General features: G+C 35.3%; 31 protein-coding genes. 24 read left to right on the forward strand and 7 right to left on the reverse strand.

All coding sequences use genetic code 11. From position 1 onward, the window contains the following. The first annotated feature begins 7 nt into the window (after positions 1–7). The 4 genes from ctaD to ctaG all read left to right on the forward strand — a co-directional run bounded on the left by ctaD (position 8) and on the right by ctaG (position 3,904). Complete coding sequence (ctaD, locus tag J2S06_RS03355; RefSeq protein ID WP_419151281.1) at positions 8–1,888, forward strand: cytochrome c oxidase subunit I; 1,881 nt, start codon at positions 8–10, stop codon at positions 1,886–1,888. Beyond that, positions 1,888–2,511, forward strand: a complete 624-nt coding sequence (gene ctaE, locus J2S06_RS03360) for a cytochrome c oxidase subunit III (RefSeq protein WP_044896148.1) — start codon at positions 1,888–1,890, stop codon at positions 2,509–2,511. The genes ctaD and ctaE overlap by 1 nt, the downstream gene beginning before the upstream one ends. A 4-nt stretch (positions 2,512–2,515) precedes the next feature. Continuing rightward, complete coding sequence (gene ctaF / locus J2S06_RS03365; protein ID WP_044896147.1) at positions 2,516–2,848, forward strand: cytochrome c oxidase subunit IVB; 333 nt, start codon at positions 2,516–2,518, stop codon at positions 2,846–2,848. Between the two features lie 159 nt (positions 2,849–3,007). Continuing rightward, on the forward strand, positions 3,008–3,904 hold the full coding sequence (gene ctaG, locus J2S06_RS03370; protein ID WP_044896168.1) for a cytochrome c oxidase assembly factor CtaG: 897 nt from the start codon (positions 3,008–3,010) through the stop codon (positions 3,902–3,904). 69 nt (positions 3,905–3,973) lie between these two features. Here the strand turns inward: ctaG and ytvI are convergent, their stop codons facing one another. Continuing rightward, positions 3,974–5,032 (reverse strand): sporulation integral membrane protein YtvI, encoded by a 1,059-nt coding sequence (ytvI, locus tag J2S06_RS03375; RefSeq protein WP_419151282.1) that lies wholly within the window; start codon positions 5,030–5,032, stop codon positions 3,974–3,976. Between the two features lie 146 nt (positions 5,033–5,178). Further along, positions 5,179–5,538 carry a YugN family protein gene (locus tag J2S06_RS03380; RefSeq protein WP_419151283.1) on the reverse strand — a complete coding sequence of 120 codons (360 nt, stop codon included), beginning with the start codon at positions 5,536–5,538 and terminating at the stop codon, positions 5,179–5,181. 227 nt (positions 5,539–5,765) lie between these two features. On the opposite strand from J2S06_RS03380, the gene J2S06_RS03385 reads away from it, so the two are divergent. The 6 genes from J2S06_RS03385 to J2S06_RS03410 all read left to right on the forward strand — a co-directional run bounded on the left by J2S06_RS03385 (position 5,766) and on the right by J2S06_RS03410 (position 9,593). Next, positions 5,766–6,131 carry a CBS domain-containing protein gene (locus tag J2S06_RS03385; protein ID WP_419151284.1) on the forward strand — a complete coding sequence of 122 codons (366 nt, stop codon included), beginning with the start codon at positions 5,766–5,768 and terminating at the stop codon, positions 6,129–6,131. A gap of 572 nt (positions 6,132–6,703) precedes the next feature. Next, on the forward strand, positions 6,704–7,729 hold the full coding sequence (locus tag J2S06_RS03390) for a CAP domain-containing protein (RefSeq protein ID WP_419151452.1): 1,026 nt from the start codon (positions 6,704–6,706) through the stop codon (positions 7,727–7,729). Positions 7,730–7,899: 170 nt separating this feature from the next. After that, a complete protein-coding gene (ylbD, locus tag J2S06_RS03395) occupies positions 7,900–8,289 on the forward strand; it encodes a spore coat protein YlbD (protein ID WP_044896144.1) in 390 nt (129 codons plus the stop codon). Positions 8,290–8,327: 38 nt separating this feature from the next. Next, positions 8,328–8,540, forward strand: coding sequence for a YlbE-like family protein (locus J2S06_RS03400; RefSeq protein WP_407638521.1), 213 nt, complete (start codon positions 8,328–8,330; stop codon positions 8,538–8,540). Between the two features lie 109 nt (positions 8,541–8,649). Next, a complete protein-coding gene (locus J2S06_RS03405) occupies positions 8,650–9,081 on the forward strand; it encodes a hypothetical protein (protein WP_419151285.1) in 432 nt (143 codons plus the stop codon). Positions 9,082–9,143: 62 nt separating this feature from the next. After that, positions 9,144–9,593 carry a YlbF/YmcA family competence regulator gene (locus J2S06_RS03410; protein ID WP_419151453.1) on the forward strand — a complete coding sequence of 150 codons (450 nt, stop codon included), beginning with the start codon at positions 9,144–9,146 and terminating at the stop codon, positions 9,591–9,593. 184 nt (positions 9,594–9,777) lie between these two features. On the opposite strand, the gene J2S06_RS03415 is transcribed toward J2S06_RS03410, so the two are convergent. Beyond that, a complete protein-coding gene (locus J2S06_RS03415) occupies positions 9,778–9,918 on the reverse strand; it encodes a hypothetical protein (RefSeq protein ID WP_419151286.1) in 141 nt (46 codons plus the stop codon). Positions 9,919–9,991: 73 nt separating this feature from the next. Between J2S06_RS03415 and J2S06_RS03420 the strand changes: the two genes are divergently transcribed. After that, positions 9,992–10,261, forward strand: a complete 270-nt coding sequence (locus tag J2S06_RS03420) for a YlbG family protein (RefSeq protein WP_044896142.1) — start codon at positions 9,992–9,994, stop codon at positions 10,259–10,261. 40 nt (positions 10,262–10,301) lie between these two features. On the opposite strand, the gene J2S06_RS03425 is transcribed toward J2S06_RS03420, so the two are convergent. Continuing rightward, positions 10,302–10,691 (reverse strand): DUF7147 family protein, encoded by a 390-nt coding sequence (locus J2S06_RS03425; RefSeq protein ID WP_044896141.1) that lies wholly within the window; start codon positions 10,689–10,691, stop codon positions 10,302–10,304. Between the two features lie 388 nt (positions 10,692–11,079). Here J2S06_RS03425 and rsmD point away from each other — a divergent pair, with 388 nt between their 5' ends. Together rsmD and coaD are read left to right on the forward strand one after the other, a co-directional pair. After that, a complete protein-coding gene (gene rsmD / locus J2S06_RS03430; protein WP_419151287.1) occupies positions 11,080–11,658 on the forward strand; it encodes a 16S rRNA (guanine(966)-N(2))-methyltransferase RsmD in 579 nt (192 codons plus the stop codon). Further along, a complete protein-coding gene (gene coaD, locus J2S06_RS03435; RefSeq protein ID WP_044896139.1) occupies positions 11,651–12,133 on the forward strand; it encodes a pantetheine-phosphate adenylyltransferase in 483 nt (160 codons plus the stop codon). The genes rsmD and coaD overlap by 8 nt, the downstream gene beginning before the upstream one ends. Before the next feature lie 70 nt (positions 12,134–12,203). Here the strand turns inward: coaD and ylbJ are convergent, their stop codons facing one another. Next, complete coding sequence (ylbJ, locus tag J2S06_RS03440) at positions 12,204–13,421, reverse strand: sporulation integral membrane protein YlbJ (protein WP_419151454.1); 1,218 nt, start codon at positions 13,419–13,421, stop codon at positions 12,204–12,206. A gap of 142 nt (positions 13,422–13,563) precedes the next feature. Between ylbJ and J2S06_RS03445 the strand changes: the two genes are divergently transcribed. Then, positions 13,564–14,361, forward strand: coding sequence for a patatin-like phospholipase family protein (locus J2S06_RS03445; RefSeq protein ID WP_044896138.1), 798 nt, complete (start codon positions 13,564–13,566; stop codon positions 14,359–14,361). After that, positions 14,351–15,352, forward strand: a complete 1,002-nt coding sequence (locus J2S06_RS03450) for a SepM family pheromone-processing serine protease (protein ID WP_044896137.1) — start codon at positions 14,351–14,353, stop codon at positions 15,350–15,352. Before J2S06_RS03445 ends, J2S06_RS03450 begins: the two co-directional genes overlap by 11 nt. Before the next feature lie 47 nt (positions 15,353–15,399). Here the strand turns inward: J2S06_RS03450 and J2S06_RS03455 are convergent, their stop codons facing one another. Continuing rightward, positions 15,400–16,641 carry a nucleotidyltransferase gene (locus J2S06_RS03455; protein ID WP_044896136.1) on the reverse strand — a complete coding sequence of 414 codons (1,242 nt, stop codon included), beginning with the start codon at positions 16,639–16,641 and terminating at the stop codon, positions 15,400–15,402. 150 nt (positions 16,642–16,791) lie between these two features. Here J2S06_RS03455 and J2S06_RS03460 point away from each other — a divergent pair, with 150 nt between their 5' ends. From J2S06_RS03460 to J2S06_RS03475, 4 genes are all read left to right on the forward strand, one after another. Next, a complete protein-coding gene (locus J2S06_RS03460) occupies positions 16,792–17,298 on the forward strand; it encodes a YceD family protein (protein WP_419151288.1) in 507 nt (168 codons plus the stop codon). 32 nt (positions 17,299–17,330) lie between these two features. Beyond that, positions 17,331–17,504: a 50S ribosomal protein L32 gene (rpmF, locus tag J2S06_RS03465; RefSeq protein ID WP_044896134.1), complete on the forward strand. Its 174-nt coding sequence runs from the start codon at positions 17,331–17,333 to the stop codon at positions 17,502–17,504. A 222-nt stretch (positions 17,505–17,726) separates the two neighbouring features. Beyond that, on the forward strand, positions 17,727–18,485 hold the full coding sequence (locus J2S06_RS03470) for an enoyl-CoA hydratase/isomerase family protein (protein ID WP_419151289.1): 759 nt from the start codon (positions 17,727–17,729) through the stop codon (positions 18,483–18,485). A gap of 108 nt (positions 18,486–18,593) precedes the next feature. Further along, positions 18,594–19,184, forward strand: coding sequence for an RsfA family transcriptional regulator (locus J2S06_RS03475; protein WP_044896132.1), 591 nt, complete (start codon positions 18,594–18,596; stop codon positions 19,182–19,184). Positions 19,185–19,301: 117 nt separating this feature from the next. On the opposite strand, the gene J2S06_RS03480 is transcribed toward J2S06_RS03475, so the two are convergent. Then, positions 19,302–19,772, reverse strand: a complete 471-nt coding sequence (locus J2S06_RS03480) for an N-acetyltransferase (RefSeq protein ID WP_044896131.1) — start codon at positions 19,770–19,772, stop codon at positions 19,302–19,304. Between the two features lie 326 nt (positions 19,773–20,098). Between J2S06_RS03480 and J2S06_RS03485 the strand changes: the two genes are divergently transcribed. The 5 genes from J2S06_RS03485 (at position 20,099) to ftsL (ending at position 24,620) form a co-directional block, all read left to right on the forward strand. Continuing rightward, positions 20,099–20,998, forward strand: a complete 900-nt coding sequence (locus J2S06_RS03485) for a 2-dehydropantoate 2-reductase (protein ID WP_419151290.1) — start codon at positions 20,099–20,101, stop codon at positions 20,996–20,998. 82 nt (positions 20,999–21,080) lie between these two features. Beyond that, the gene (gene bshC / locus J2S06_RS03490; protein ID WP_419151291.1) at positions 21,081–22,703 is read left to right on the forward strand and encodes a bacillithiol biosynthesis cysteine-adding enzyme BshC; all 1,623 of its coding nucleotides are present in this window, start codon (positions 21,081–21,083) and stop codon (positions 22,701–22,703) included. A gap of 115 nt (positions 22,704–22,818) precedes the next feature. After that, positions 22,819–23,250, forward strand: coding sequence for a division/cell wall cluster transcriptional repressor MraZ (gene mraZ / locus J2S06_RS03495; RefSeq protein WP_419151292.1), 432 nt, complete (start codon positions 22,819–22,821; stop codon positions 23,248–23,250). A 52-nt stretch (positions 23,251–23,302) separates the two neighbouring features. Further along, positions 23,303–24,241, forward strand: a complete 939-nt coding sequence (gene rsmH / locus J2S06_RS03500) for a 16S rRNA (cytosine(1402)-N(4))-methyltransferase RsmH (RefSeq protein WP_419151293.1) — start codon at positions 23,303–23,305, stop codon at positions 24,239–24,241. A 13-nt stretch (positions 24,242–24,254) separates the two neighbouring features. Next, positions 24,255–24,620 (forward strand): cell division protein FtsL, encoded by a 366-nt coding sequence (gene ftsL, locus J2S06_RS03505; protein ID WP_419151294.1) that lies wholly within the window; start codon positions 24,255–24,257, stop codon positions 24,618–24,620. Positions 24,621–24,625 lie beyond the last annotated feature (5 nt).

The raw sequence follows: 24,625 nt of genomic DNA on the forward strand, positions 1-24,625 counted from the left end.
TAGCGAAGTGAGTACGTTAGCTCAGAAAAAAGGGTTCGGTGCAACCTTATGGGACTACTTAACAACAGTAGACCATAAAAAAATTGCTATCCTTTACCTACTCACTGGTACTTTATATTTAATCGTAGGTGGGATTGAAGCATTATTAATGCGTTGGCAGCTTATGTACCCAGAAAATACTGTCGTAGGCGCACAGACTTTTAACGAATTATTAACAACTCATGGTACAACAATGATTTTCTTTGCTGCAACACCGTTATTGTTTGCATTTATGAACGCAGTTGTACCACTTCAAATTGGGGCTCGCGATGTAGCGTTTCCGTTTTTAAACTCACTTGGTTTTTGGTTATTTTTCTTTGGTGCATTATTCTTTAATTTAGGGTGGTTTTTAGGTGGAGCTCCTGATGCTGGGTGGACTTCATATCCTTCACTGGCATTGAATTCACCAGGCCATGGTGTAGATTTTTATCTATTAGGTTTACAGATTTCTGGAATAGGAACATTAATTTCTGGAATTAACTTCCTTGTTACAATTATTAATATGCGTGCACCAGGCATGACATTTATGCGTATGCCACTATTTACTTGGACGACATTTGTTGCATCAGCACTTATTTTATTTGCGTTTCCACCGTTAACAGTTGGTTTAGCATTCTTAATGTTTGACCGCTTGTTTGGAACTGGATTTTTCGTCCCTGAATTAGGTGGTAATACAATTATTTATGAGCATATATTCTGGATTTTTGGACACCCAGAAGTATATATTCTCGTATTACCTGCATTCGGTATTTTTTCTGAAATTATTCCAGTATTCTCTCGTAAACGTTTATTCGGTTACACATCTATGGTGTTTGCGACCGTATTAATTGGATTCTTAGGATTTATGGTATGGGCACACCATATGTTTACAACTGGTTTAGGTCCAGTAGCGAACGCGATCTTCTCTGTTGCGACAATGACAATTGGTGTACCGACTGGAATTAAAGTATTTAACTGGTTATTAACAGCTTGGGGCGGCAGCATTCGCTTTACAGTACCGATGCTTTATGCGATTGCTTTTATACCATCATTTGTTCTTGGTGGAGTGACTGGTGTTATGCTTGCAGCAGGTGCAGCTGACTATCAATACCATGACACATACTTTGTTGTCGCTCACTTCCACTATGTTATTGTAGGTGGAATTGTATTTGCATTATTAGCTGCTACTCACTATTGGTATCCAAAAATGTTTGGACATATGTTAAGTGAAAAATTAGGTAAAGTAACATTCGTATTATTTTTTATCGGTTTCCATTTAACATTCTTTATTCAGCATTTCTTAGGATTATGGGGAATGCCACGTCGAGTGTTCACGTATTTACCGAACCAAGGATGGGATACTGGAAACTTTGTAAGTTCAATCGGTGCAATTTTCATGGCAGTAGCGGTTATTGTATTAGTTATTAACGTGATCGTTTCTGCATTAAATGCAAAACGCACTAATGTACGTGTTGGTGCGGACCCATGGGAAGATGGGCGTACATTAGAATGGGCAATCGCTTCTCCACCACCTGAGTACAACTTTAAACAAACTCCACTTGTACGTGGTTTAGATCCATTATGGGTGGAAAAAATGGATGGTAGGAATGGAATGACTCCTGCAGAACCAATTGGAGACATTCATATGCCGAACGGATCTATACTTCCGTTTATCATATCAGTTGGATTATTCGTAGGTGCGTTAGGATTAATGTATCGAACAGACTACTCATGGGGCTTAGCAGTAGCTCTCATTGGGTTAGTGATTACGTTCGGATCTATGTTCTTACGTTCTATTATCGATGACTATGGATTTCATATTCATAAAGAGGATTTGCTAAAAGAGGATGAAAAGGGGGCTAAGGCATAATGCACGTGGAAGAAAAATTAACGGCTGAGACATTTCCTGCTCAGCCTGAAAAAGCCACCCTCGAAGGGAAAAATAAATTTGTTGGGTTTTGGTTATTCTTAGGAGGAGAGACGGTTCTTTTTGCGACTCTCTTTGCAACCTTTTTGGCGTTAAGAAATTCAACTGCTGGAGGAGCTTCAACTCAGGAGCTTTTTGAGCTGCCACTTGTATTCGTAGCAACAATGCTTTTATTAACGAGCAGTTTAACAAGTGTGTATGCGATGTACCATATGAAAAACTTTCAATTTGGGAAAATGCAGCTCTGGCTAGGAATTACAGTACTTTTAGGTGCTGCCTTCCTTGCCCTTGAAATTTACGAATTTAATCATTATGTTCATGAATATGAATTTACCATTTCTTCAAGTGCTTTAGGTTCTGCATTCTATACACTAGTCGGTACACACGGTGGACACGTTGCATTTGGTTTATTATGGATTATTACTTTGATGGTCCGTAATGCAAAGCGTGGGTTGAATTTATATAATGCACCTAAATTCTACGTTGCAAGCCTTTATTGGCACTTTATTGATGTCGTCTGGGTGTTTATTTTCACAGTGGTATACTTAATGGGAATGGTGGGATGAACTGATGGTAAATAGTCAAAATTCAGGAAACCCAAAAGTAGATATTGAATATCGTCGTAAAAAGAATAAAGAAGAAATGAGATACCAAGTCATTTCTTTTGCACTGATGATTTTCCTAACCATTGTAGCCTTCATAGCGGTAGGTTATGAAGGAATCGGAGAATGGTTTAAAGTACCATTCATTGTCTTGCTTGCATGTATTCAAGTTATTTTTCAGCTATACTATTTCATGCACATGAGTCATAAGGGACACGAAGCACCACAGTTTTTTATGTATTCAGGTATTTTTGTAGCATTTCTTACCGTATTAGCGATGTCAACAATCGTTTGGTGGTAAAAAACAATCGGCATAATGCCGATTGTTTTTTATTTTTTAGATTTGCAAGAACAATCTGTCATAGAACGTTCATTGGCCATTTGCTTTCTTTCATTGTATAATATTAGCGTGAAAAGGACATAATGAACAATGGCTGGGCAATTAAAGGAGATGAAAGAAATGAGTTTAAATATATTTGGATTTCGAGCCATGTGGAGTCCATATTTTTTCCTATTCCTTGTTCTGTTAACGATCGTTTATTTTTATTTAATAGGTTCAGGACGTAAGCATTTTTCAAAAACGGAAAATGTACCGACAAAGCAGAAAGTTTATTTTCTTTTAGCGATGGCTGCCCTATACATTAGTAAAGGAAGTCCACTTGATTTATATGGTCATATAACGTTTACGGGCCATATGGCATCCATGGCCATTTTATTTTTAATCGTTCCACCGTTATTGATTTTTGGAATACCAGCATGGCTATGGCAAGCGTTTCTTGAATTACCAATCGTAAAGCCAATGATGGCATTTTTTACGAAGCCGATATTATCGTTGCTATTATTTAATACATTTTTTTCTATTTACCATGTTCCGATAATTTTTGATGTTGTTAAAACAAATCCTATTTATCATGCAATCGTAACAACGACGATTTTCATTGCAGCATTTTTCATGTATTGGCCTTTGTTAAACAATGTACCAAATTGGAAACAAATTAACGGATTAAAAAAGATTGCCTATATTTTAGGAAATAGTGTTTTAATTACTCCAGCTTGTGGATTAATTATTTTTGCTTCTTCTCCATTATTTGAAACGTATTCAAACCCTCAAGCATGGGTACAAGCATTAAGTTTATGCGTACCGTCTGATATGCTATCAGGCTTAAATTTAACAGGACCTGAAATGTTTTCGAAAATGCAAGTAATGGAAGATCAACAGCTTGGCGGAATTATTATGAAAATCATTCAAGAAATAGTTTACGGGAGCTTTTTAGCGTATGTTTTTTTTGAATGGGCGCGAAAAGAACGAGCAAAAGATCACATGGAGACAAGCTATTCTCCTGAACCGTTAAAATAATTGAATGAATGTATAATTCACATACAAAAAATGGCTGAATTGTTTAACATCAATTCAGCCATTTTTTTGTTAAATTTTTATATTTAATTTAATGATGCCTGCTTCGCGGGCAGAGTTGTAGACAATTAAGATAAGAGGACCGATAAAGAACCCAAGCACACCAAAAAGCTTCAAACCTAAATACATCGAAATTAAAGTTGAAAGTGGGGATAGACCAATTTGACTTCCCATTACTTTTGGCTCAAGTGTACGACGAATAATTAATAATACGGCTGTTAAAATGCCAAGTTTTGTCGCCATCGCCATATCCCCAGATAGTAGATAAAAAAGCGTCCAAGGCCCCATAATAATAATGGATCCTAATATTGGAATGACATCAATCACCCATATGAGCAATGACATGAATAATGCTACTTCAGGGACAATTAACAACAACCCAATTAATGAAGCAACAAATATGACGATACTAACTAAAAATTGTGCCTTAACAAAACCCATGACAACATATGAGAGTCGAGAAAACATAAAATTTACTTTTTCCGCTGTGCTCTCCGTTAAATGGGAATAAAATCGAAGTTTTAATCGCGGCAAATCAAGTAAAAATAAAAAAAGAGCGATTAAATAAACGAGCAAGTTTACTAAATAATTCGGGATGTTTGTAAATAAAACTTTAATGTTTTCAATATTGACTGCACTAATTAAATAGTTTTTTGTATCCTGTAAAAATTGCTCTACTTGATTGCTCACTTCAAATACAAACTCAGGTGGCAGATCACGGGCTGAATTATATAAAGATTTTTCAATATTAAGCCATAAATTTGTAATATCATTAATATAATTTGGTAAATTTTCTGCTATTTGAATCACTTCAGCAATAACCTTTGTCGTCAAAAATAATGTGCTGAAAGTAATTAAGAGCAAAAATAGTAAGAAAACAATCAAGACAGAAAAATGTCGTTTAATTTTTCCTTTATTTTGCAATAAGTGTACAATTGGATCTAACAGTAATGCTGTTATAAAGGCAATGACAAGTGGTACTGAAATGGGTAAAATGAAATACCCTATAAATAGCAGCAATAATAAATAAAAAGTAATAATCATTGTTCTTTTCCGAAAAAAAGCTGTCAAGCCAAGGCCCCTTTCTGCAATACATATTCAATTAAATTATAGTATGTGAAGGTCGAAAAACAAAGAGTTTTATGATGTCTATGGAGAAATACTTGTTCAATCAAAATGATAAAAAGCAAAAGCAGCGGTGGCTTTTGCTTTCAAAGTCACTGTTTTATTTTTTCAATCTCTTCTTTAGCTTGTTTTAGTAATTTTTCACTTGTTTCGACAATCATAGATGGAAAATGTTCATCTTCACCATATTCAACACCATGAGGATAATAATGTTTCCCTAATAAAGGTGTGATTAACTTAATTAAAGCGTAACGACCGCCAACATCTCCTTCAATGGCATATCCTTGGATTCGTAAATAAAAAACGTCTCCCTTATGCTCGAATTTGCGGTCATATGTTACTCGCTCATAATCCCATTGAGCTGCACGGACAAACCCTAAATCTTCTAAAATGTCATCTAACTGCGACAATTCTGCTGTTAAACCTTCAATACCAATGTTTTCAAATTTCATATGTATTCCCTCCTAAAAGCTCTATATGCTTATTGTTACCTTTTAGTAATGATGTAAGCGGTAATCTCTACTGTTTAATAATAGTATGAATAATGGAAACTTGCAATTGTCTTAAGATAATTATCAAGATGTTTTTAAAAATTATTAACATTTTTTGCAATGATTTATAAAGATTGGACATAATAACGGTTACCTACATTTATTTTTGAAAAAGGAAGGAGTACATGATGCTGCAAGTACGTGATATGATGACAACAAATATCGATTATTGTACACCACTTGATAATGTTTATGAAGCAGCTGTCAAAATGAAAGATTTACATGTTGACGTCATTCCGATCGTTCAAAATAACAAGCTAGTCGGTGTTGTGACGGATAGAGATCTTGTCGTTCGTTGTATGGCTGAAAAACATCCAGGATCTACAAAAATTACAGATGTCATGAGTGATCATCTTGTGACAGTAACTCCACAAGATCGTGTAGACAAAGCTGCTCAATTAATGTCCCAATACGAAATTTACCACCTTCCTGTAGTCGAAAATGGGCAAATAGTCGGAATGGTATCACTAGTAGACTTATCCAGCCAAGAATAGTTCGATTGAATTTCATGTAATATTTTAAAAGAAGGCTGTTTTCGTAAACTATGTTGCTTTTCGACTGTCCATGAACCGAACAAAGCACGTCGTCGGACAAATTACATTTGTCCGAACATCCCTTTTGTTCGGTTCACGTCACACTATACGCGTGACATAGCAAGCGTGTCGCTTGCCTGGACAGTCGAAAAGCTATGGTAAAGCAACAATCTTTTAGAAAAGAGCCTAAAAGAAATAATTGAACAACATAGAGATTAGACGTCAATACGACGTCTCAGACTGCCCGCAAACGCTCGCATTCTTAGTTACTTCCCCCTCTTCGAATGCTCATTACCTTATTTGGTAGCTCCGCTTCTCATCGGGCTCGTGCCTCGAGACATGAGTTTTCATTCAGTCTGAAAAATTCCTTTATATAGACTTTGTCTACATACGACGTCTATTTTTAATCTTATACCATCAATGTTATCATATCATTTGAAGGAATTATTTTTCTGTACTACTATAAAGTTGTTCATAAATCTCCTTATTGGACATATTCGTATAGAAAGAAAAGAAAGTTGAGGGGAAGACAACTGAAAACATTCATGAAAATGGCGGTCGTATTGCTATTATTTTTATTATTTTATTTCATTCATATAGAAGTAGGGGATCAAAAAGAAGACAGAAAAGTGGAAGATGAAAAAGTCACAGAGGAAAAAGAAGTGAAAATGGAGATGACATCGATCATTGGAAAAACAAGTGAGGAAATTGAAAAAATGTTTGGAAATCCGAATCGGAAAGAACCGTCATCGTATGATTATGAATGGTGGGTTTATAATGAAAATTTTGATCAATATATGCAAATAGGAATTTACAAAAATAAAGTTGTAACAGCTTACTTGATCGGAGAGGAAGTGGATATTTCACCCTTAAAAATTGGCCAACCTATACAGGAATTATTTGCAACGGTTACACCAGACACAAATGTTTCGGTCGAGCATCAAGGGAATTATTATCGTTTTGAGCTTTCAGAAGAAGATATTAATACACGTCCACTAATAAAATTAAATGGTGTATATCTACAGCTTTATGTAGATCGTTTTACCGGGCGCTTATCAAGTGTACGAATACTAGACAAAGAAACATTAATTAAACAACAACCATATGAAATGGTGTATAGAGGACAGTTGATCACTGCTAAGCCTATCTCACGAGAATTACAAAGACAAATTGATGAAGGACAAGAAAAACAAATTTTTGATCTTACAAATATTATTCGAAAAAGACACGGTTTAAATACGCTCGCTTGGCACAAAGGAACAGCAATCGTTGCTTACAATCATAGTAAAGATATGAAAGATCATCACTATTTTTCGCATGATTCTCCATCAGAAGGAACGCTGGTAAACCGTCTAAAATTCGAAAATATTCCTTTTGAACTAGCTGGCGAAAACATTGCAGCAGAGTATGTAGATGGAATTGCTGTAGTTGAAGGATGGTTAAATAGTGAGGGACACCGGAAAACATTATTAGAAAAAGATTTTACGCATTTAGGTGTTGGAGTTTATCAAAAATATTATACACAAAATTTTGTGAAGCTTTGGGAACAAGCATCGTAATTTGGCTTGTTCCATTTTTATGGTTAAGTGTACCTTTTTCAAGTTTTAGAGCCACTCAAACACACCTGCCGTAAATTCCTTTTTCTTACAAGAAACTATTTCATCATCACGCCTTATTAAATCATTCAATATATTAGAAATAGGAAATGAAATTATTGGAGGTGTAGTCAATGCCGAAAAGTGATAAGCAAGCCATGATTGAAGAATTTAAAGAATTTATTCGACTTCATCCGAAGCTTATTGAAGAAGTACGGAAAGGTGAAAAAAAATGGAAAGATATTTTTGAAGATTGGCGTTTATTAGGGAGTCAGGATCCTATATGGGACAAATATAAAGATGAAAAAGAATCCAAACGTTCATCAAGTAATGGGAAGTCATCATTATGGACTTCATTATTAACAACATTCCAAAAAATGGATGTTGATCAAGTGAATGAAAATTTATATAAAATGAATGATGCGATTTCCTCCATTCAAGAACTTATCCAAAAATTTAGTCCAAAACATCCGCAAACTCGAAAGATTCAACGTGAAAACCCGTTTTTATTTCGAAAGGATTAATGTAGCCTATGAGAAGGGAAATATATGAGATGATACAAATGAATCCAGAATTAAAAAGGTTTTTGCGAGAACAACCCATTTGGTATCGAACATTAGCTCGTCATCCCGAAAAATTAGAACATATGCAAATCGAGATGATGAATCGTTACAGAAAAACGATTCCTCATAAAGTATCGGAGTTATCCCAGTCTTTACAACTGATTTCTATGATGTTAGGGATGATGGGATTAACAGCTAAACAGGGTGAATAATCATAAACTTGGTCTTTACACTTGGTGTGTAACCAAGTTTTTTTATTTTCTTAATGCCACACATTTTTTGGCTTCGAATGTGAAAACTATCCCTATAGGAGGGATTAGTATGAAAAGGTTGAGTTTATTATTTATTTTCTTATTTATTTTCCTGTCTGCTTGTATGAATGATAAACCAAAGCCAGAAGGATTAGAAAAAACAGTGATCATTCCACTCAACAATTTAAAAATAATGGAACAGAAAGTTAAAGCCGTTTCTAAACCGATTAATGAGAACATGATGGTGCGTCATCAAGTGAAAGGTAATCGTGTTTATGTCGAATGTTTTTTACCTAATTTTACTTTCAATAGGCGTCAAAAGAGAGGGGATGGCTATTTATTATTAACGATTGATGGAAAAGAAATCAAAAAAATTCATACAGCTGCATTTATGATAAAAGACTTACCGAAAGGAAAACATGTTATGAAATTAGAACTTGTCTTTCACGATTCTTCTCGTAAACAAATGTTGAAGGAATGGACAGTAACTATTTTAGAGTGATGAAAGTTGTGAATGAAAGGAAGCCCATGATACAATGATTAAGGGAGGTGTGCTCTCGCATGTTGTTCTTAACGACGGAAAGTGTTCGTATATTAGATAAAGCGGAAGAACTTTCTCAAATGATCTTAAAGTCAGAGGTAGCTGATCAATATAGACATTCATTTTATCAATTAAAACAGGATGAAAAGGCTCAAGCGATCATTCAAAAGTTTATGAAAACAAAAGAGCGATATGAGGATGTTATGAGATTTGGTAAATATCATCCTGACTATCAACAAATTTCAAAAGAAATGCGGGAAGTAAAAAGGGAATTAGATTTGAATGATCATATTGCGGCATTTAAAAAAGCTGAACGTAGTCTGCAGACTTTATTAGATGAAATCAGTGTATTGATTGGCCGAGCAGTTTCAGAACATATTAAAGTCCCCACCGGAAATCCATTTTTTGATACAGTGTCAAGCTGTGGAGGAGGATGCGGATCAGGTGGGGGATGTGGATGTAAAGCGTCATAAAAAGCGAGCAAGTTCACTCGCTTTTTTTTATTGTTTAGGAAATTAAAGGAAATTATAAATTTACAACTTGAGGAAATGATGGCGAAAGAGACAAATAGATTTTCCTCTTTTCGGACAAATACTGTTTGGTACGTTAAGCGTTTATTGTTTATAATAAAGTCGGAAATGGTTTTCATGCATTTTTCTAATTTTTTTCATCAATTGGATGAAATGTTTGAATATATAAAAATGGCAAGCCTTTGATTTTTTTGATGTAACAGCATTTAATTTGTTGATGTTGTCTTAAGGAATTTTGAAACTCCACCCATATCGTATCTATATTCATGATCGAACCACTCCTATTTAGGATCATTATATGATAACGGATGATTGATCAACAAGTAAAAGGAGAATGAAACATGTTTGAGAAACGTCAAGGTTTAATTGTATGGCTTCATTCCTTAAAGCATGTCAAAACACTGCGGAAATATGGCAATGTTCATTACGTTTCTAAACAAATGAAATATGTAGTATTATATTGTCAAATGGAACTCATGGAGCAAATTATAGAGAAGTTAAAGTCCTACTCATTTGTCAAATACGTTGAACCATCATACAAACCATTTTTAAAGCTTGAGTTTGAATCAAAAGTAGATAAGGCGAAAGAATATGATTACAAACTTGATTAAAAAAATTTTTAAAAAGCGGAATCCTGATGGATTCCGCTTTTTATTGAAGTGGGGCAATGTAACGATTCATTCTTAATATTCCGATTAAGTGTTGGTAAAATAATTCTTTTTCTGGATAAATTGTTGATGGTTTTACATCAAGTTCAATAATTTCTTTTTCCAACTCATCCGCTAGCTGTTTAAATAAGTCAAACCGTTTATTTGGCTTTACATGAGGATTTGGGATTCCTTCTCGACAAATATATAATGGTTGAAACTCTCCGGGATTCGTTGGTTTTAAGACAACTACTAAAGAAGTAACAGCCTTGCCGTTTATATAGGTGTGAAAGGCCATAAGATGAAGAAGACGATGCTTATTTGCTTTTGCAATTTCGATCAGCTCATATATGTCTGAATATCCTTCTCCAATCTCGATAAATCTCTGTATCATCTTATTTCCCCCATTGCATGCTTTTCATTTTATAATACTAACATGAATAAATGCTTAGTAAAAGATGGCCAAAAAAAACACCCTGCAAAAATTTTTGCAGGGCCCTTCTATGTCTTGAAACTTTATAGTTCAAAACTAGAAGGCAAAGGGAGAGGAGAAACCGGAGGAAGAACTTATGGGGAAACGTAAGTCTTCTCCGCGGTTGGCAACAACATCCTCAACTTGATGTTGTCACTACTCATTATGACCAAAAGTTTTTTCGTTATACGTCTATTTCGTACTTTTTCACTCGTATAAAAAAACAACGATCATTTGTTTCATTTCTTTCTCTATGATAGGATATTAAGTGCAAAAAAAGAGGATTTTTGTAAAGTTGTGGTGAATAATTATGAGAGTAGTTTCAGGCACTTGTAAAGGGAGAGTCTTAAAAGCTGTACCAGGTATGACAACAAGACCAACGACAGATAAAGTAAAAGAAGCGATTTTTAATATGATTGGGCCTTATTTTCAAGGCGGTACAGCTCTCGATTTGTTTGCGGGAAGTGGCGGTTTAGGAATTGAAGCGCTTTCGCGTGGGATGGATCGCTGCATTTTTATTGATAAAGATAAAAAAGCGATTCAAACGATTCAGACAAACTTATTGTCATGTAATTTGAAGGAGAGAGCGGAACTATTTCGGACCGATGCTGAGAGAGCATTGCGTGCGATCGTGAAACGAGGACTTACGTTCGATTTAATTTTACTAGATCCACCATACAAACAACAAATATTGGAAACAATACTTTCCTTTATTGAACATCATCATCTCTTGAATCAAGAAGGTGCAATTGTTTGCGAACATCGTCATGATGTTCATCTTCCTAAAGAAGTAGGGATTTTACATTTGAAAAAACAAGAAATATATGGACATACAGCTGTTACAATCTATCGAACTGATCTAAATGGATGGAGGAATGAAATTGGCTAGTATTGCAGTTTGTCCAGGCAGTTTTGATCCAGTAACTTATGGACATTTAGATATTATTAAACGGGGTGCAAATGTCTTCGATCAAGTGTATGTTTGTGTTTTAAATAATTCGTCCAAGAAACCTCTTTTTACGGTAGAGGAACGGTGTGAATTGTTACAACAAGTCACTTCCAACCTTCCAAATGTTACGATTGAATCATTTCAAGGTTTACTTATGGATTATGCTCGCAGTAAAAAAGCAAATGCTATTTTACGAGGTCTCCGTGCCGTTTCCGACTTCGAATATGAAATGCAAATTACCTCGATGAATCGCGTTTTAGAAGAGAATATTGAAACATTTTTTATGATGACAAATAATCAATATTCCTTTTTAAGCTCAAGTATTGTGAAAGAAGTGGCCAAATATGGCGGCAATATTTCTGATTTAGTACCGAAAGTAGTTGAAGAAGCTTTGAACAAAAAATTTAAGCGTTAGGTGAGAGCTTTCTCTCACCTAAGTTTATAGGAAAAGTCTATTCATAAAAGGAATTATATTTGAACACGTATTAATCATTTTTTGTCACCGTTCTTTGAAAATATAATACTAAATAAAGAGTTAACGCCAAGATTGTAACGAAAGGACCTGCTTCGAGAAGTACATTCCACAAGCTCGTCATCCAATTCAGCGCTTCCTCTCTGTTAAAGACAGGTATAATCGGGCGCGAAGAAAAAGGTCTTTCTAAATAAAGAGGTTTAAATAGGAAATAGGCAATCGACGCAGAAAGGATTCCTTGTAAAATTCTTGCATAAAAAAACGGTTGGAATCGAATATCAGTTTCTGCTAATATGCTTGCTACTTGTGCCTGAACGGAAAAACCGCTAAACGCTAAAATAAAGCTTACGATGATGACTTTATGTAATAAGTTTGAATCCGCAGCACTCGTTAGCTGACTCCCTAATGTAATTTCAAATAATCCTGATATAAAAGGACCACCTAATGAGCTAGGAATGTTTAAAAGCTCAAATAAGTGAGATATTAACTTTCCTAAAAAGCTCGTGAAATGAATCATATCAAGCATCTTATTGAATACCGAAAAGAGAATTATAAATCCACCGATCATGAGCAAAGTTTGAATTGATTGAATAACTGCATCCCCGAGCATTTTTCCGAACGGCTTTTGTTCTTTTGTTAGTTGTTCATGCAGAGAAAAAAATGCTTGTTTTAAGGAAGGAAATGTAATTTTTTTACGTCTTTCTAAGATTTTTTCTCGTTTACGCCCATAAAAACGCATGATGAGACCAACGCATATATTGCTTAAATAGTGAGAAGCGGCTAAAACGAGCCCAATTTGTTCGTTTTGAAAAAAACCGATTGAAACAGCTGCAAAAATAAATAACGGATTGGAAGAGTTCGTAAAGGAAACTAACCGCTCAGCTTCAATGGCTGTTATTTGTTCTTCTTGTCGCAATCTTGCCGTTAATTTAGCCCCTGCTGGGAATCCAGAAGCCATACCCATTGCCCATACAAAGCCGCCTACACCAGGAACTCGAAACACAGGACGCATAAATGGTTCAAGTAAAACTCCGATAAACCGAACAACACCATAGCCAATGAGTAGTTCAGAAACGATAAAAAAAGGTAAAAGTGATGGAAAGACGACATTCCACCACATATGAAGACCACTTTTGGCAGCATTTAACGAATCTTTTGGGAACAAAATAATTAAAACGGCAAACAAAAAAATGGCAATTGCAAAAAACAAGGTTTTATCAGGTAGTTTTATCAAGAAAAATGCCCCCTACTATGCTAAATTGAGCACAAAAATATTTTTAGTACAACCTTATATAACTCAATATACGTGTATAGGTGCCATAAATAGACCATATGATAGATAACAAATTTCATTCAGAATTTAGGAGGCTCCTATGGGAAAAAGACCAAGAATTGGTTTAGCTCTAGGTTCTGGTGGCGCAAGGGGGTTTGCCCATTTAGGCGTCATCAACATTTTAGAACAAAACAACATACCGGTTGATCTCATTGCTGGTAGCAGTATGGGAGCATTAGTCGGAAGCCTTTATGCAGCTGGTATTGACATAGAAAGACTATATAAAATGGCTACAGCTTTTAAAAGGAAGTTTTACTTGGATTTTACTGTTCCTAAAATGGGGTTTATTGCTGGAAATCGCGTCAAAAATTTAATTAAAGTATTAACTAAGAATAAAAAAATAGAAGATTTAAACATTCCCCTTGCCGTTGTAGCAACAGATTTACAAGAAGGAAAAAAAGTTGTTTTTAAAAATGGTCCTGTGTCAGATGCCGTTCGCGCTAGTATTTCGATCCCTGGCATTTTTGTACCAGTAAAAATGAATGGCATGCTTTTAGTAGACGGGGGGGTTGTAGATCGGATCCCAGTATCTGTCGTAAAAGAAATGGGAGCTGATATTGTGATTGCTGTTGATGTATCACCAGTTAAAAAAAATGACCAAATGACGACAATTTTTGACGTCATTATGCAAAGCTTGGATATTATGCAAGACGAGCTTGTTCATCACCGAAAAATCGCTTCTGATATTATGATTCGGCCACATGTCGAACAATATAGTTCCCGTGCGTTTACGAATATAGAAGAAATTATTCAAATTGGAGAAGAAGAGGCAAAAAAATATGTAGATCATATTCACAAGCGGATTTTACAATGGAAGGAGCAAGTTCATGAAAAATAAACACCTTATACGTACACTTATTTTAATTGTCATCGCAGTGTTTTTATCCACTTTTGTAAAAATACCCTTTTATGTAACAAAACCTGGAATGGCGACAAGTTTAAAGCAGATGGTTCAAGTCGAAAATGGCCATCATGAAGAAGGAAGTATTTACTTAACGACTGTCAAAATTACGAGGGCGAATCCGTTTACATACTTATGGGCACATACTCAAAAATATTATGAAGTATTTCCAGATGAACAAGTGAAATATGATGGAGAATCAGATGAGCAATATATAGAAAGGCAAATTCATATCATGGAGGCTTCCCAGCAAGCAGCAATCGTCGTTGCATATAAAAAAGCAAACAAGCAGATTACATACAAAAATAATGGGATCATGGTCATGCAAACGATCGAAAAAATGCCAGCTGCGAAAAAGTTGAAAGTCGGGGATCGAATTACACATGTTGACGGAAAGTTTATTGAAACAGAGGAAGATTTCATCCATTATGTACAATCGAAAAACGAAGGGGATGTGATCACAATCACGTTCCAAAGAGATGGAAAGGAAAGAAAGACAAAGATTCAATTAGCTCCTTTTCCAAACGAACCAGAAAAAATTGGGGTAGGAATTAGCATTATGACTGATAAAGAAATTATGACAACCCCTTCTGTTGAACTTGATACAAAAAGCATCGGTGGACCGTCAGCTGGCTTAATGATGGCGCTTGAAATATACAATCAATTAACGGAGGAAGATATCACAAAAGGACACAAAATTGCTGGTACTGGGACCATTAATGAGAATGGTGATGTCGGTGTCATCGGGGGAATTTCACAGAAGGTTGTCGCAGCGGACAAGGAAGGAATCGAAATATTTTTTGCCCCAAAAGAAGGTGGCAATTATGATAAGGCCATAAAAACAGCGAAAGAGATCAAAAGTGACATGAAAATCATCCCTGTCGAGACATTTGATGATGCGGTGAATTATTTACAAACATTGAACTGATGTTCGAATAAAATATGAAACAGCCGTGGTTTAATGACGGCTGTTCTTTATAAAAATTGTTTTTCCATTTCATCATATCGAATTGGCGGTGTTGAATACTCCTTCATGATGAAGGAGGATCTCTTCGGTTCAGGAAGTGCGAGAGAATATACATGAGCTGCTCTCACATCTAAAGATAAAAGAGGATGATCAAAGGCAGATAGTTTTGCAATAATAGGCACCGATAGATGTTTCTTAATTTTCTGTAAATAACGCTGCCCTTTTTGACTCATGCCGAGCAAACGTAAATATGGGGCTTGGGTGCTTGATGAAGCTGGAAGCATTTCTTTCTTTTTTGTATTCGTAAGAATATGTACACATAATCGTTGCAGCCTTGTCCATGTATATCGTTTTGTTTTGACAGACTGTAAAAATTCGTGAAAGGAGCAAGATTTAAGGATTTTTGCTTTCAGCCGATATTGCAGCCCTTCATCCATTTCATAGATTTCGTTTAATTCATCTAGTGATTTCGTTAAGATGGAATATTTGAAAAATGGATAATAATTTTCCCATTGATGAAACATGCTAAAGGTATCTCCGTATTTTTTTAGTTCTTGAAAAGAAGCATTTGGCATGTATTCGCCTAAAGAATATAAATCGTTATGTTCAAAGAGGGCTTTACGAATACTTGTTGCACTAGCAATCGTTGTTTTATGTAATGTTTCATCATGATAGTCTGCACCGATCCGCTTAATCGTCAGCGGTTTTATTTGGCTCTTTAAATCGCGTATGGCTTGGATATATTGATATCCAAGAATATTATTAGGTTTTTTTAAGTCGATCATATTTTTGTGATCAGCAGTAATGGCTTCAAAGGCAATGGATGTAGCTTTTGGGTAACTATAGCCTTTTTGAAGCGTTTCTTTTAATATTTTTTCATATTGCTCCTTTTTGTTCGTTAAATGGTCCATTGTGTTGATAAATGGTTCAATGTCTCCTTGTTCACTTCCGAAACATAAATATTGACAAAATAGGGCATCTAAAATAGAAACGGCACCTTTTGCGAAAATTTCAGCAGATTGTGTGGAAAAAGCATATGGCAATTCAATAACGATATCAACCCCATTTTGCAGAGCCATTTTCGTGCGTGCCCATTTTGATACAACTGCTGGTTCGCCACGTTGCAAAAAATAACCGCTCATAACAGCAATGACAACGTCTGCGCCCGATTCTTTCAAAGAATTTTGCAAATGAAATTGATGCCCATTATGAAAGGGATTATATTCAACGACAATACCGACAGCCTTCAAGTTTATATGCAACTCCTTAATCGATTTTATCATTGCCTATACTTATGTTAAAGTTTAAATAAGTTGTTTCTATTATACCGTCAAGAAAAAATATTGACAAATACTTGATTGAAGGCTATAATTACCTTTGTTGTCTTGAGGTGATATGAATTGAAATGGTCTGTACATGAATTATTGAAATTACAGCAAAAAGGCTTAACAATTGATGAAAGCATTGAATTGGATGAATTAGTTCGTTCTCATCCAGACTTGAGAGAGCTCTCACCTATTCATGTAAAAGGGAAGGCAGATATTCGTTCGACTTATATCACCTTTCATTTAACGATATGTGGTGAGATGACACTTCCATGTGCTCGGACGCTTGAAGATGTGAATTATCCTTTTGACATTCACACAACGGAAACATTTCTTTTTAGCCCTACTGAGGATGAAACAGATGAAAACACACACTCGGTTAAGGGAGATATCGTTGATTTAACACCGATCATTCGTGAACTAGTTCTCCTGGAAATACCGTTGCAAGTGTTTAGTAATGAAACCACACCTCAAGAAGGAAAAGGTTGGAAAATTGTATCTGAAGAAGAACAAAAGAATAAAATTGACCCTAGATTAGCAAGTTTGGCAAAGTTTTTTAAAAAAGATCACAATCAATCATAATCTTCTTATATCGCTGTAAGGAGGTGGGAAAAATGGCTGTACCTTTTAGAAGAACTTCTAAAACAAAGAAAAGATTACGTCGTACACATTTTAAACTTTCTGTTCCTGGCATGGTAGAATGCCCGAACTGCGGCGAAATGAAATTAGCTCACCGCGTATGTAAATCTTGCGGTACTTATAAAGGGAAAGAAGTTGTGAATAAATAATGAAAGAACGCAAGGCAAATAGGCCTTGCGTTCTCAGTTTGTAGACAAAGTCAATATAGAACGGAATTTTCTATGTTTTGACCTTTCCTCTGCAGTTGAAAAAATATTACAGTCCCCCAATATGATCCTTTCGTTTATATGAAAAATTCAGCTTTTTGTAAATGTTCTGTATTGTTATAATTTTTTATGTAATGAACGTTTTCAAGCAGTAGGAGGGTAATAATGGAAAAAGTTGTAATAACAGAAAAGAAAGATGGAATTTTTGAAGTCAAACTGAACAGACCAGACATAAGAAATGCGATTGATGAAGACGTGATGGATCAATTCAAGCAATTTATGACTTTTGTCAAATCCAACAAACATGTAAAAGCAGCGGTGATCATTGGGGAAGGACAGCAAGCGTTTTGCTCAGGTGGAGATTTATCTGTCTTTCATCAATTAAAAACGAAAGATGAAGCATATAAAATGTTATCAAAAATGGGGACAATTTTATATGAATGGATGATGTTGCCTGTGCCGACGTTTGCAGTGTTAAACGGTACAGCAGTAGGTGGCGGCTGTGAAATAGCGACTGCCTGTGATTTCCGTATTGCTAAGAAAGGAATAAAAATTGGGTTCATACAAGGGACTTTAGCCATTACGACAGGATGGGGAGGTGCATCCATGCTATTGAAAAAACTCCCCTATGATAAAGCGTTAACAATGCTCATGTCAGCAAAACGGTATTCTTCAGAGGAAGCTTTCGAGTTGGGATTTGTTTCGAAAATAGTAGCTGAAAATAACTTTTATCAAGAATCGTATCAATATATACGAGAAACGATTCGTAGTAATAAAGAAGTATTAAGAGCATATAAACAAATCAAAATATCGGAATGGGAAAAAGGATTAAAACAGAAAATGATGCAAGAAATTGATCGTTGTGCCGAACTGTGGGAAAAAGAAGAGCACTTGCAAGCAGTCAAACAATTTTTAAATTCATAACAAGTCTTTTTCGGTAGTCTATCTTCTCTAGCAAGAGCATATAATAAAAATAAAGGTTAAACGAAATAGGTAGGCTCGATAAAATAGCATGTTAGGGGGGATGGATGAATGACAACGATGAGACAAGATGCTTGGACACAAGACGAAGATTTGCTGTTAGCAGAAGTCGTTTTAAGGTATATTCGAGAAGGAAAAACGCAGCTGGCTGCTTTTGAGGAGGTTGGAAAAAGACTTTCCAGAACGGCTGCTGCTTGTGGTTTTCGCTGGAATTCCTATGTACGAAAACAATATAAAACCGGTATTGAGCTGGCCAAAAAGCAGCGGAAAGAATTGAGAAAAACAGGAAAAGAAAGTCAAAGATCGGAGGAGACATGCAATCCTGCTGAAAGTAAATTATCATTAAGGGAAGTGATCTCTTTTTTACAAAAATTAGAGCAAAATGGAAATGTTGAGCAGCTTCAAAAAGAAAATGAGCAACTTAGAAAAAAAGTGGAATTATTGGAAGAAAAAATAATGGAGCTAGAAAATGAAAAAACATCACTTGAACAACATATTCAAGAGGTGGAAGACGATTATCGCTCACTAATGGAAATCATGGAACGGGCCAGAAAAATGGTTGTTTTACAAGAAAGTGAAAAAGAGAAAAAAGTGAAGTTTCAAATGGATCGAAATGGTAATTTAGAAAGACTAGAAAAATGATAATGTGGCTGATCCATAAGTGTCTGCCCTTTGGAGGGCAGACACTTATGCTCGAGCGAGAGCTTATCATGTTTGAAAACGCTTGCATTATTTGTGTCTTTATGTGGTTGATTTAGGTCAGTTTTGCTGCTCCTTAACACCTTCTGGATACCAAACAAGAGGATTTTCGCCTCGATCTCTCTCCACATCATATTTAACCGGCTGAAAGCCCATTTTTTCCCAAAATCCAGCCGATTTAACTCGTGGATTTGTTTTGATCGGTAAACCGAATGATTTAGCGAAATCGACAAGTGCTTTTCCATATCCTTTACGTTGATACTCAGGTAAAACTTCCAGCTTCCAAAGCTCTAAATAGTCTTGTTTTGGTTCAAAATATTGATCAAACTTTTTATCAATTCGATAAAGGCTCATTCTTGCAACAAGCTTATCCCCATAATATATGCCGTAAAACGGGGAGTCGCTATCATTTTCAATAATATTTGCTTGCAAATCTTCAAGCATTGACAATTCTTGCAGACCATATTCTTTAAATTTTTTAAATTCTTCTAATGTTTTATAATTAACAAGTAATCGTTCAACTTTTACCATAAAAAATCCCCCTTAAGCACTTGTGAAGCCTTTTTGTTTTTCTAAACTAATAGTTTAATCATGTAAATAGTGATTCATTAAGGAACATGTATTATAAGTTTCTTGCAATTTCATTATACAAAAAAATTAACACTTTTAACAGTTGAAATTTGAATTTAAACAAGTTTCAAAATATAGAAAGCGTTTTCTTTGATATGCAGAAAGGGATACCCTCTTAAACGTTCAATCGTTAGTGTTTACATTTTAAGGAAATGAACGAGCATGTTTAATGATCAAAACAGGATGGGAACATGGTACAATACAGTATAAAAAGCAGGTGAAAAGAAATGAACATTGGAGTTATTGGCGGAGGTGCCATAGGTTTATTATTTTCAGCTTTTTTAAGTAAAAAGCATGATGTCACGATTTATACGAGAACGAAAGAGCAAGCGATCATGCTGCAGAAAAAAGGGATTATTGTGGAAGGACCGTCCCCTTTTCAAATACATGTCAACAAAGCGACAAGTGATCGTGATTATCAAGAAGAAATTTTAATCATTTCCGTCAAACAATATCAGCTCTTCCCAATTATCCAATTACTAAAAAATCTCTCAGGGCGAACACTTATTTTTGTACAAAATGGGATGGCGCACATTGAGCTTCTTAAAGACCTATCCATGCATAACATTATACTTGGGTCTGTTGAACACGGTGTATTAAAGAAGGACCATTATTTGATCGAGCATACAGGGATTGGCCGTACAATTTTTTGTCGTTTTCATGCTAATGAATTAACTATTATCAACGAGCTTAATCCGCATGATCCATCGTTTATCGTTGATGTTTTTGATGACTGGTATAGCGTTTTAGCCAAAAAATTGTTAGCGAATGCGATCATCAATCCTTTAACAGCTCTTTATCGTGTTCAAAATGGTGAATTAGTATTCAATCCATTTTTTCATCGTATAGCTAAAAAGCTGTTCCAAGAAGTTTGGCAAGTGTTAGAATTAAAAAATAAAAGCGAACATTGGGATTATGTACAAAATATTTGTAAATCAACAGCCAAAAATCGTTCTTCCATGTTAAAAGATATTGAAAATGGACAAATGACCGAAATTGATGCCATCTTAGGGTACATAATAGCAGAAGCAAAGAAAAAGCATCTATCTATTCCACATGTACAATTTTTGTTTGATTCGATAAAAGGGATCGAAAATCAATCAGAAAAAGGGCGCCCTTCCCAATGAAGCAAAGTTTTTTTGATTTTAAGAAATCCATGCTATACTCATGTGAGGACGATTGATTATACGAAGAAAGGAAGTTATAAAGATGGAGATTATGGAACTCTCCCTTCCTGCATCTAATCCACTAGTTCATGCTTATTTAACAGATCCGTTAAACATGAAAATATTCTTTGATTATCATCCACATCATCGAGATGTTTTTCAAAAAAGGTATGAAAAGCTAAAAGTAAGAAATTTCGAGCGTGAAAAACTTGTTCATTATTTATTTCAATATCATAAACGCTTTGATCAAGCTGATTTATCGTTACAAAATATAGAAAAATTAAAAGACCCGAAAAGTGTTGTTGTAGCTGGAGGCCAACAGGCTGGATTACTGACAGGTCCTTTATATACGATACATAAAATCATTTCTATTTTAACCTTGGCGAAGCAACTACAAGAGCAGCTAGGGGTACCTGTAATTCCCCTTTTTTGGATTGCGGGAGAGGATCATGATTTTGAAGAAATTAACCACGTTTACGTCTATCAAAATGAAAGGATTCAAAAGAAAGCTATTTCACAAGTACCATTTAAAAAACAGATGGTGTCAAATATCGAAATCGATAAGTCCAAATGCCGGCGATGGTTTAAAGAAATTATCGAAACTTACGGTGAAACTGAACATACGAATCTCATCTTAAACATACTAGAAGAATTACTAGATCGTTCACGTACATATGTTGAATTTTTTGAGCAAATTGTGATGACATTGTTCCATAACTCGGGACTTGTATTATTGAATTCGGCCGATAAAGGGCTTCGCAAGCTAGAAAAAAGTCATTTTCGAAAAATATTGCATCAGAACGAAAAAATTTATGAAGCTGTAGAAAAACAACAACAGCTTTTACGCCAAAATTCATTTCAGCCCACGATCGAAATGAAACAACATAGTGCAAATATATTTATTCATTATGATGATGAACGGTTTTTGCTATTAAGAGATCAGAATAAGTTTGTTATTCCTGAAATAGATTTGAAGTTAACGAAAGAAGAGCTAGAAGAAAGGCTTGAACATTCCCCGAATTCCTTTAGCAACAATGTCATCACAAGACCAATTATGCAGGAGCTTTTGTTGCCGACTTTAGCGTTTATTGCAGGACCTGGTGAAATCGCCTATTGGGCAGAATTAAAGGGAGCCTTCCATGTTTGTGATTTGGATATGCCACCTGTTATTCCAAGACTTAATATGACGATTTTAGAACGACATATTGAAACAGATATTGAAGAATTAAACTTGTCTTTAGATGAAATATTCCATCAAAAAATAAAGCAGCTAAAAGAAAATTGGCTAAGGGAAAAGGAGCCTTTACATTTTGAACCGTTAGTTGAAGAAGCGAAAGAAAAAATCGAACAAATTCATTCACAATTAAGAGAGGCCGCTCTTGAAATTGACAAAAGCTTAGAACCATTGCTCAAAAAAAATGCTTATTTCATCGAATCCCAGCTTTCTTTTATACAGCATGCTGTAAAAAAGAAGGTCAATGAAAAATTTGAGGCGGAATTGAATAAATTTAAGCGTATTGAGTGTTCACTTGCTCCAAATGGCCTATTGCAGGAGCGTGTTTGGAATATATTTTATTATTTAAACAAATACGGTTTAGATTTCCTGAAACTTTTACAACAAGAGACATATACTTTCAATGGAAAACATAAGGTTGTCAAAATATGAAAAAAAATCCTGTTTAAAACAGGGTTTTTTTTTATGTTTATAAATAGTACAATAAAGCTGTGGGGGAAAGTGGAGGAATGTGGAGAGATAAGGTGAGAAAGTGGGGACATTTTACATGTTCATGGGAGAATTCCATCACACCGTTGATGCGAAAGGTCGAATTATTATTCCAGCAAAATTTCGTGAAGGTCTCGGTGAAGTGTTTATTTTAACACGCGGCTTAGATCAATGCTTGTTTGGTTATCCTATGAACGAATGGAAATCCCTCGAAGAAAAATTAAAATCTCTCCCCTTAACGAAAAAAGATGCCCGCGCTTTCACTAGATTTTTCTTTTCTGGAGCTGTCGAATGTGAACTGGATAAGCAAGGAAGAGTAAACATTACAGCGCCTTTATTGAAGTATGCGAAATTAGAAAAAGAATGTGTTGTCATTGGAGTTTCCAATCGCATTGAACTATGGAGTAAAGATATTTGGGAAAAATATGTAGAGGAACAAGAACAATCATTTGAAGAAATTGCGGAAAATATGATTGATTTTGATATATAAGAAATGATTGATAGCAAGGCAAATCGGTTATGAATAAAAGGTGGTTACAGCCATGTTTCAGCATAAAACGGTTTTATTAGAAGAAGCAGTCCAGGGATTAAACATCAACCCTGATGGTATTTATGTGGACTGTACACTAGGTGGAGCAGGTCATAGCTTTGAAATTGTTTCTCGATTATCCAATAAAGGACATTTGATCGCATTTGATCAAGATGAAACAGCGATTCAATATGCAAAAGAAAAGCTGGCTTCTTATCAAGATCGTGTCACCATCATTCAAAGCAATTTTCGTTATTTAAAAGAAAAGCTATTGGAGCTTGGAATCTCAAAAGTTGACGGTATTCTTTTTGATTTAGGAGTTTCTTCTCCACAATTAGATACGCCGGAAAGAGGTTTTAGCTATCAGCATGATGCACCTCTTGATATGAGAATGAATCAGCAGCAATCATTAAGCGCCTATCTGGTTGTGAATGAATGGCCATATGAAAAACTCGTGAACATTTTCTTTCGGTATGGAGAAGAAAAATTTTCAAAGCAAATTGCAAGAAAAATTGAAGCTGCTCGTGAAAAAGGACCTATCAACACTACGGGGAAACTAGTCGATATTATTAAGGAAGCCATTCCTGCCCCTGCAAGAAGAACGGGTGGCCATCCAGCTAAAAGAGTGTTTCAGGCCATTCGAATTGCCGTCAATGATGAACTAAAAGTTTTTGAAGAAGCGATCGAACAAGCAATCGAATTACTCAAACCAAAAGGAAGAGTTTGTGTGATAACCTTTCACTCATTGGAGGATCGGATTTGTAAAGCAGCTTTTAAAAAGGCAGCTGAAACCGCTCATTTACCTCCTAACATACCGGTGATCCCTGATGAGTATAAGCCGGATATATGCATTATTACAAAAAAACCGATCGTTCCAAGCATTAAGGAAATCGAAGAAAATCCTCGAGCTCGTTCTGCAAAGCTTCGGATCGCGGAAAAATTAGAAAAATAGGAGGTCATAAACATTGAGTAATTTAGCCGTTAAAATTAGACAAAAGCAATATCAAGAGCAGCAATCAAAGCGTAGAGTGAAGGAAAAAGTCATTGTCAAGAAAAGGCCGCTATTCACATTGGGAGAAAAAATATTATTTATGATCTTTCTTTTCATCGTTTTAATCGGATCGATCTTCATTGTGTCTAATTACGTTAAATTGTATCAAGTAAATATGGATATTCAAGCTATTGAAATGAAAGTAAAGGAACAAGAAAGAATGAATCACGACCTCCTTATTCAAAAAAAAGAGTTAAGTAACCCAGAACGCATTTGGTCTAAAGCTAAAGAGTTAGGATTAACATTAAATCCTAATCATGTAAAGGGTGTGCAGGACTGATCATC

The organism is Bacillus alveayuensis (assembly GCA_030812955.1).
GTDB classification, from domain to species: Bacteria; Bacillota; Bacilli; order Bacillales; family Aeribacillaceae; genus Bacillus_CB; species Bacillus_CB alveayuensis.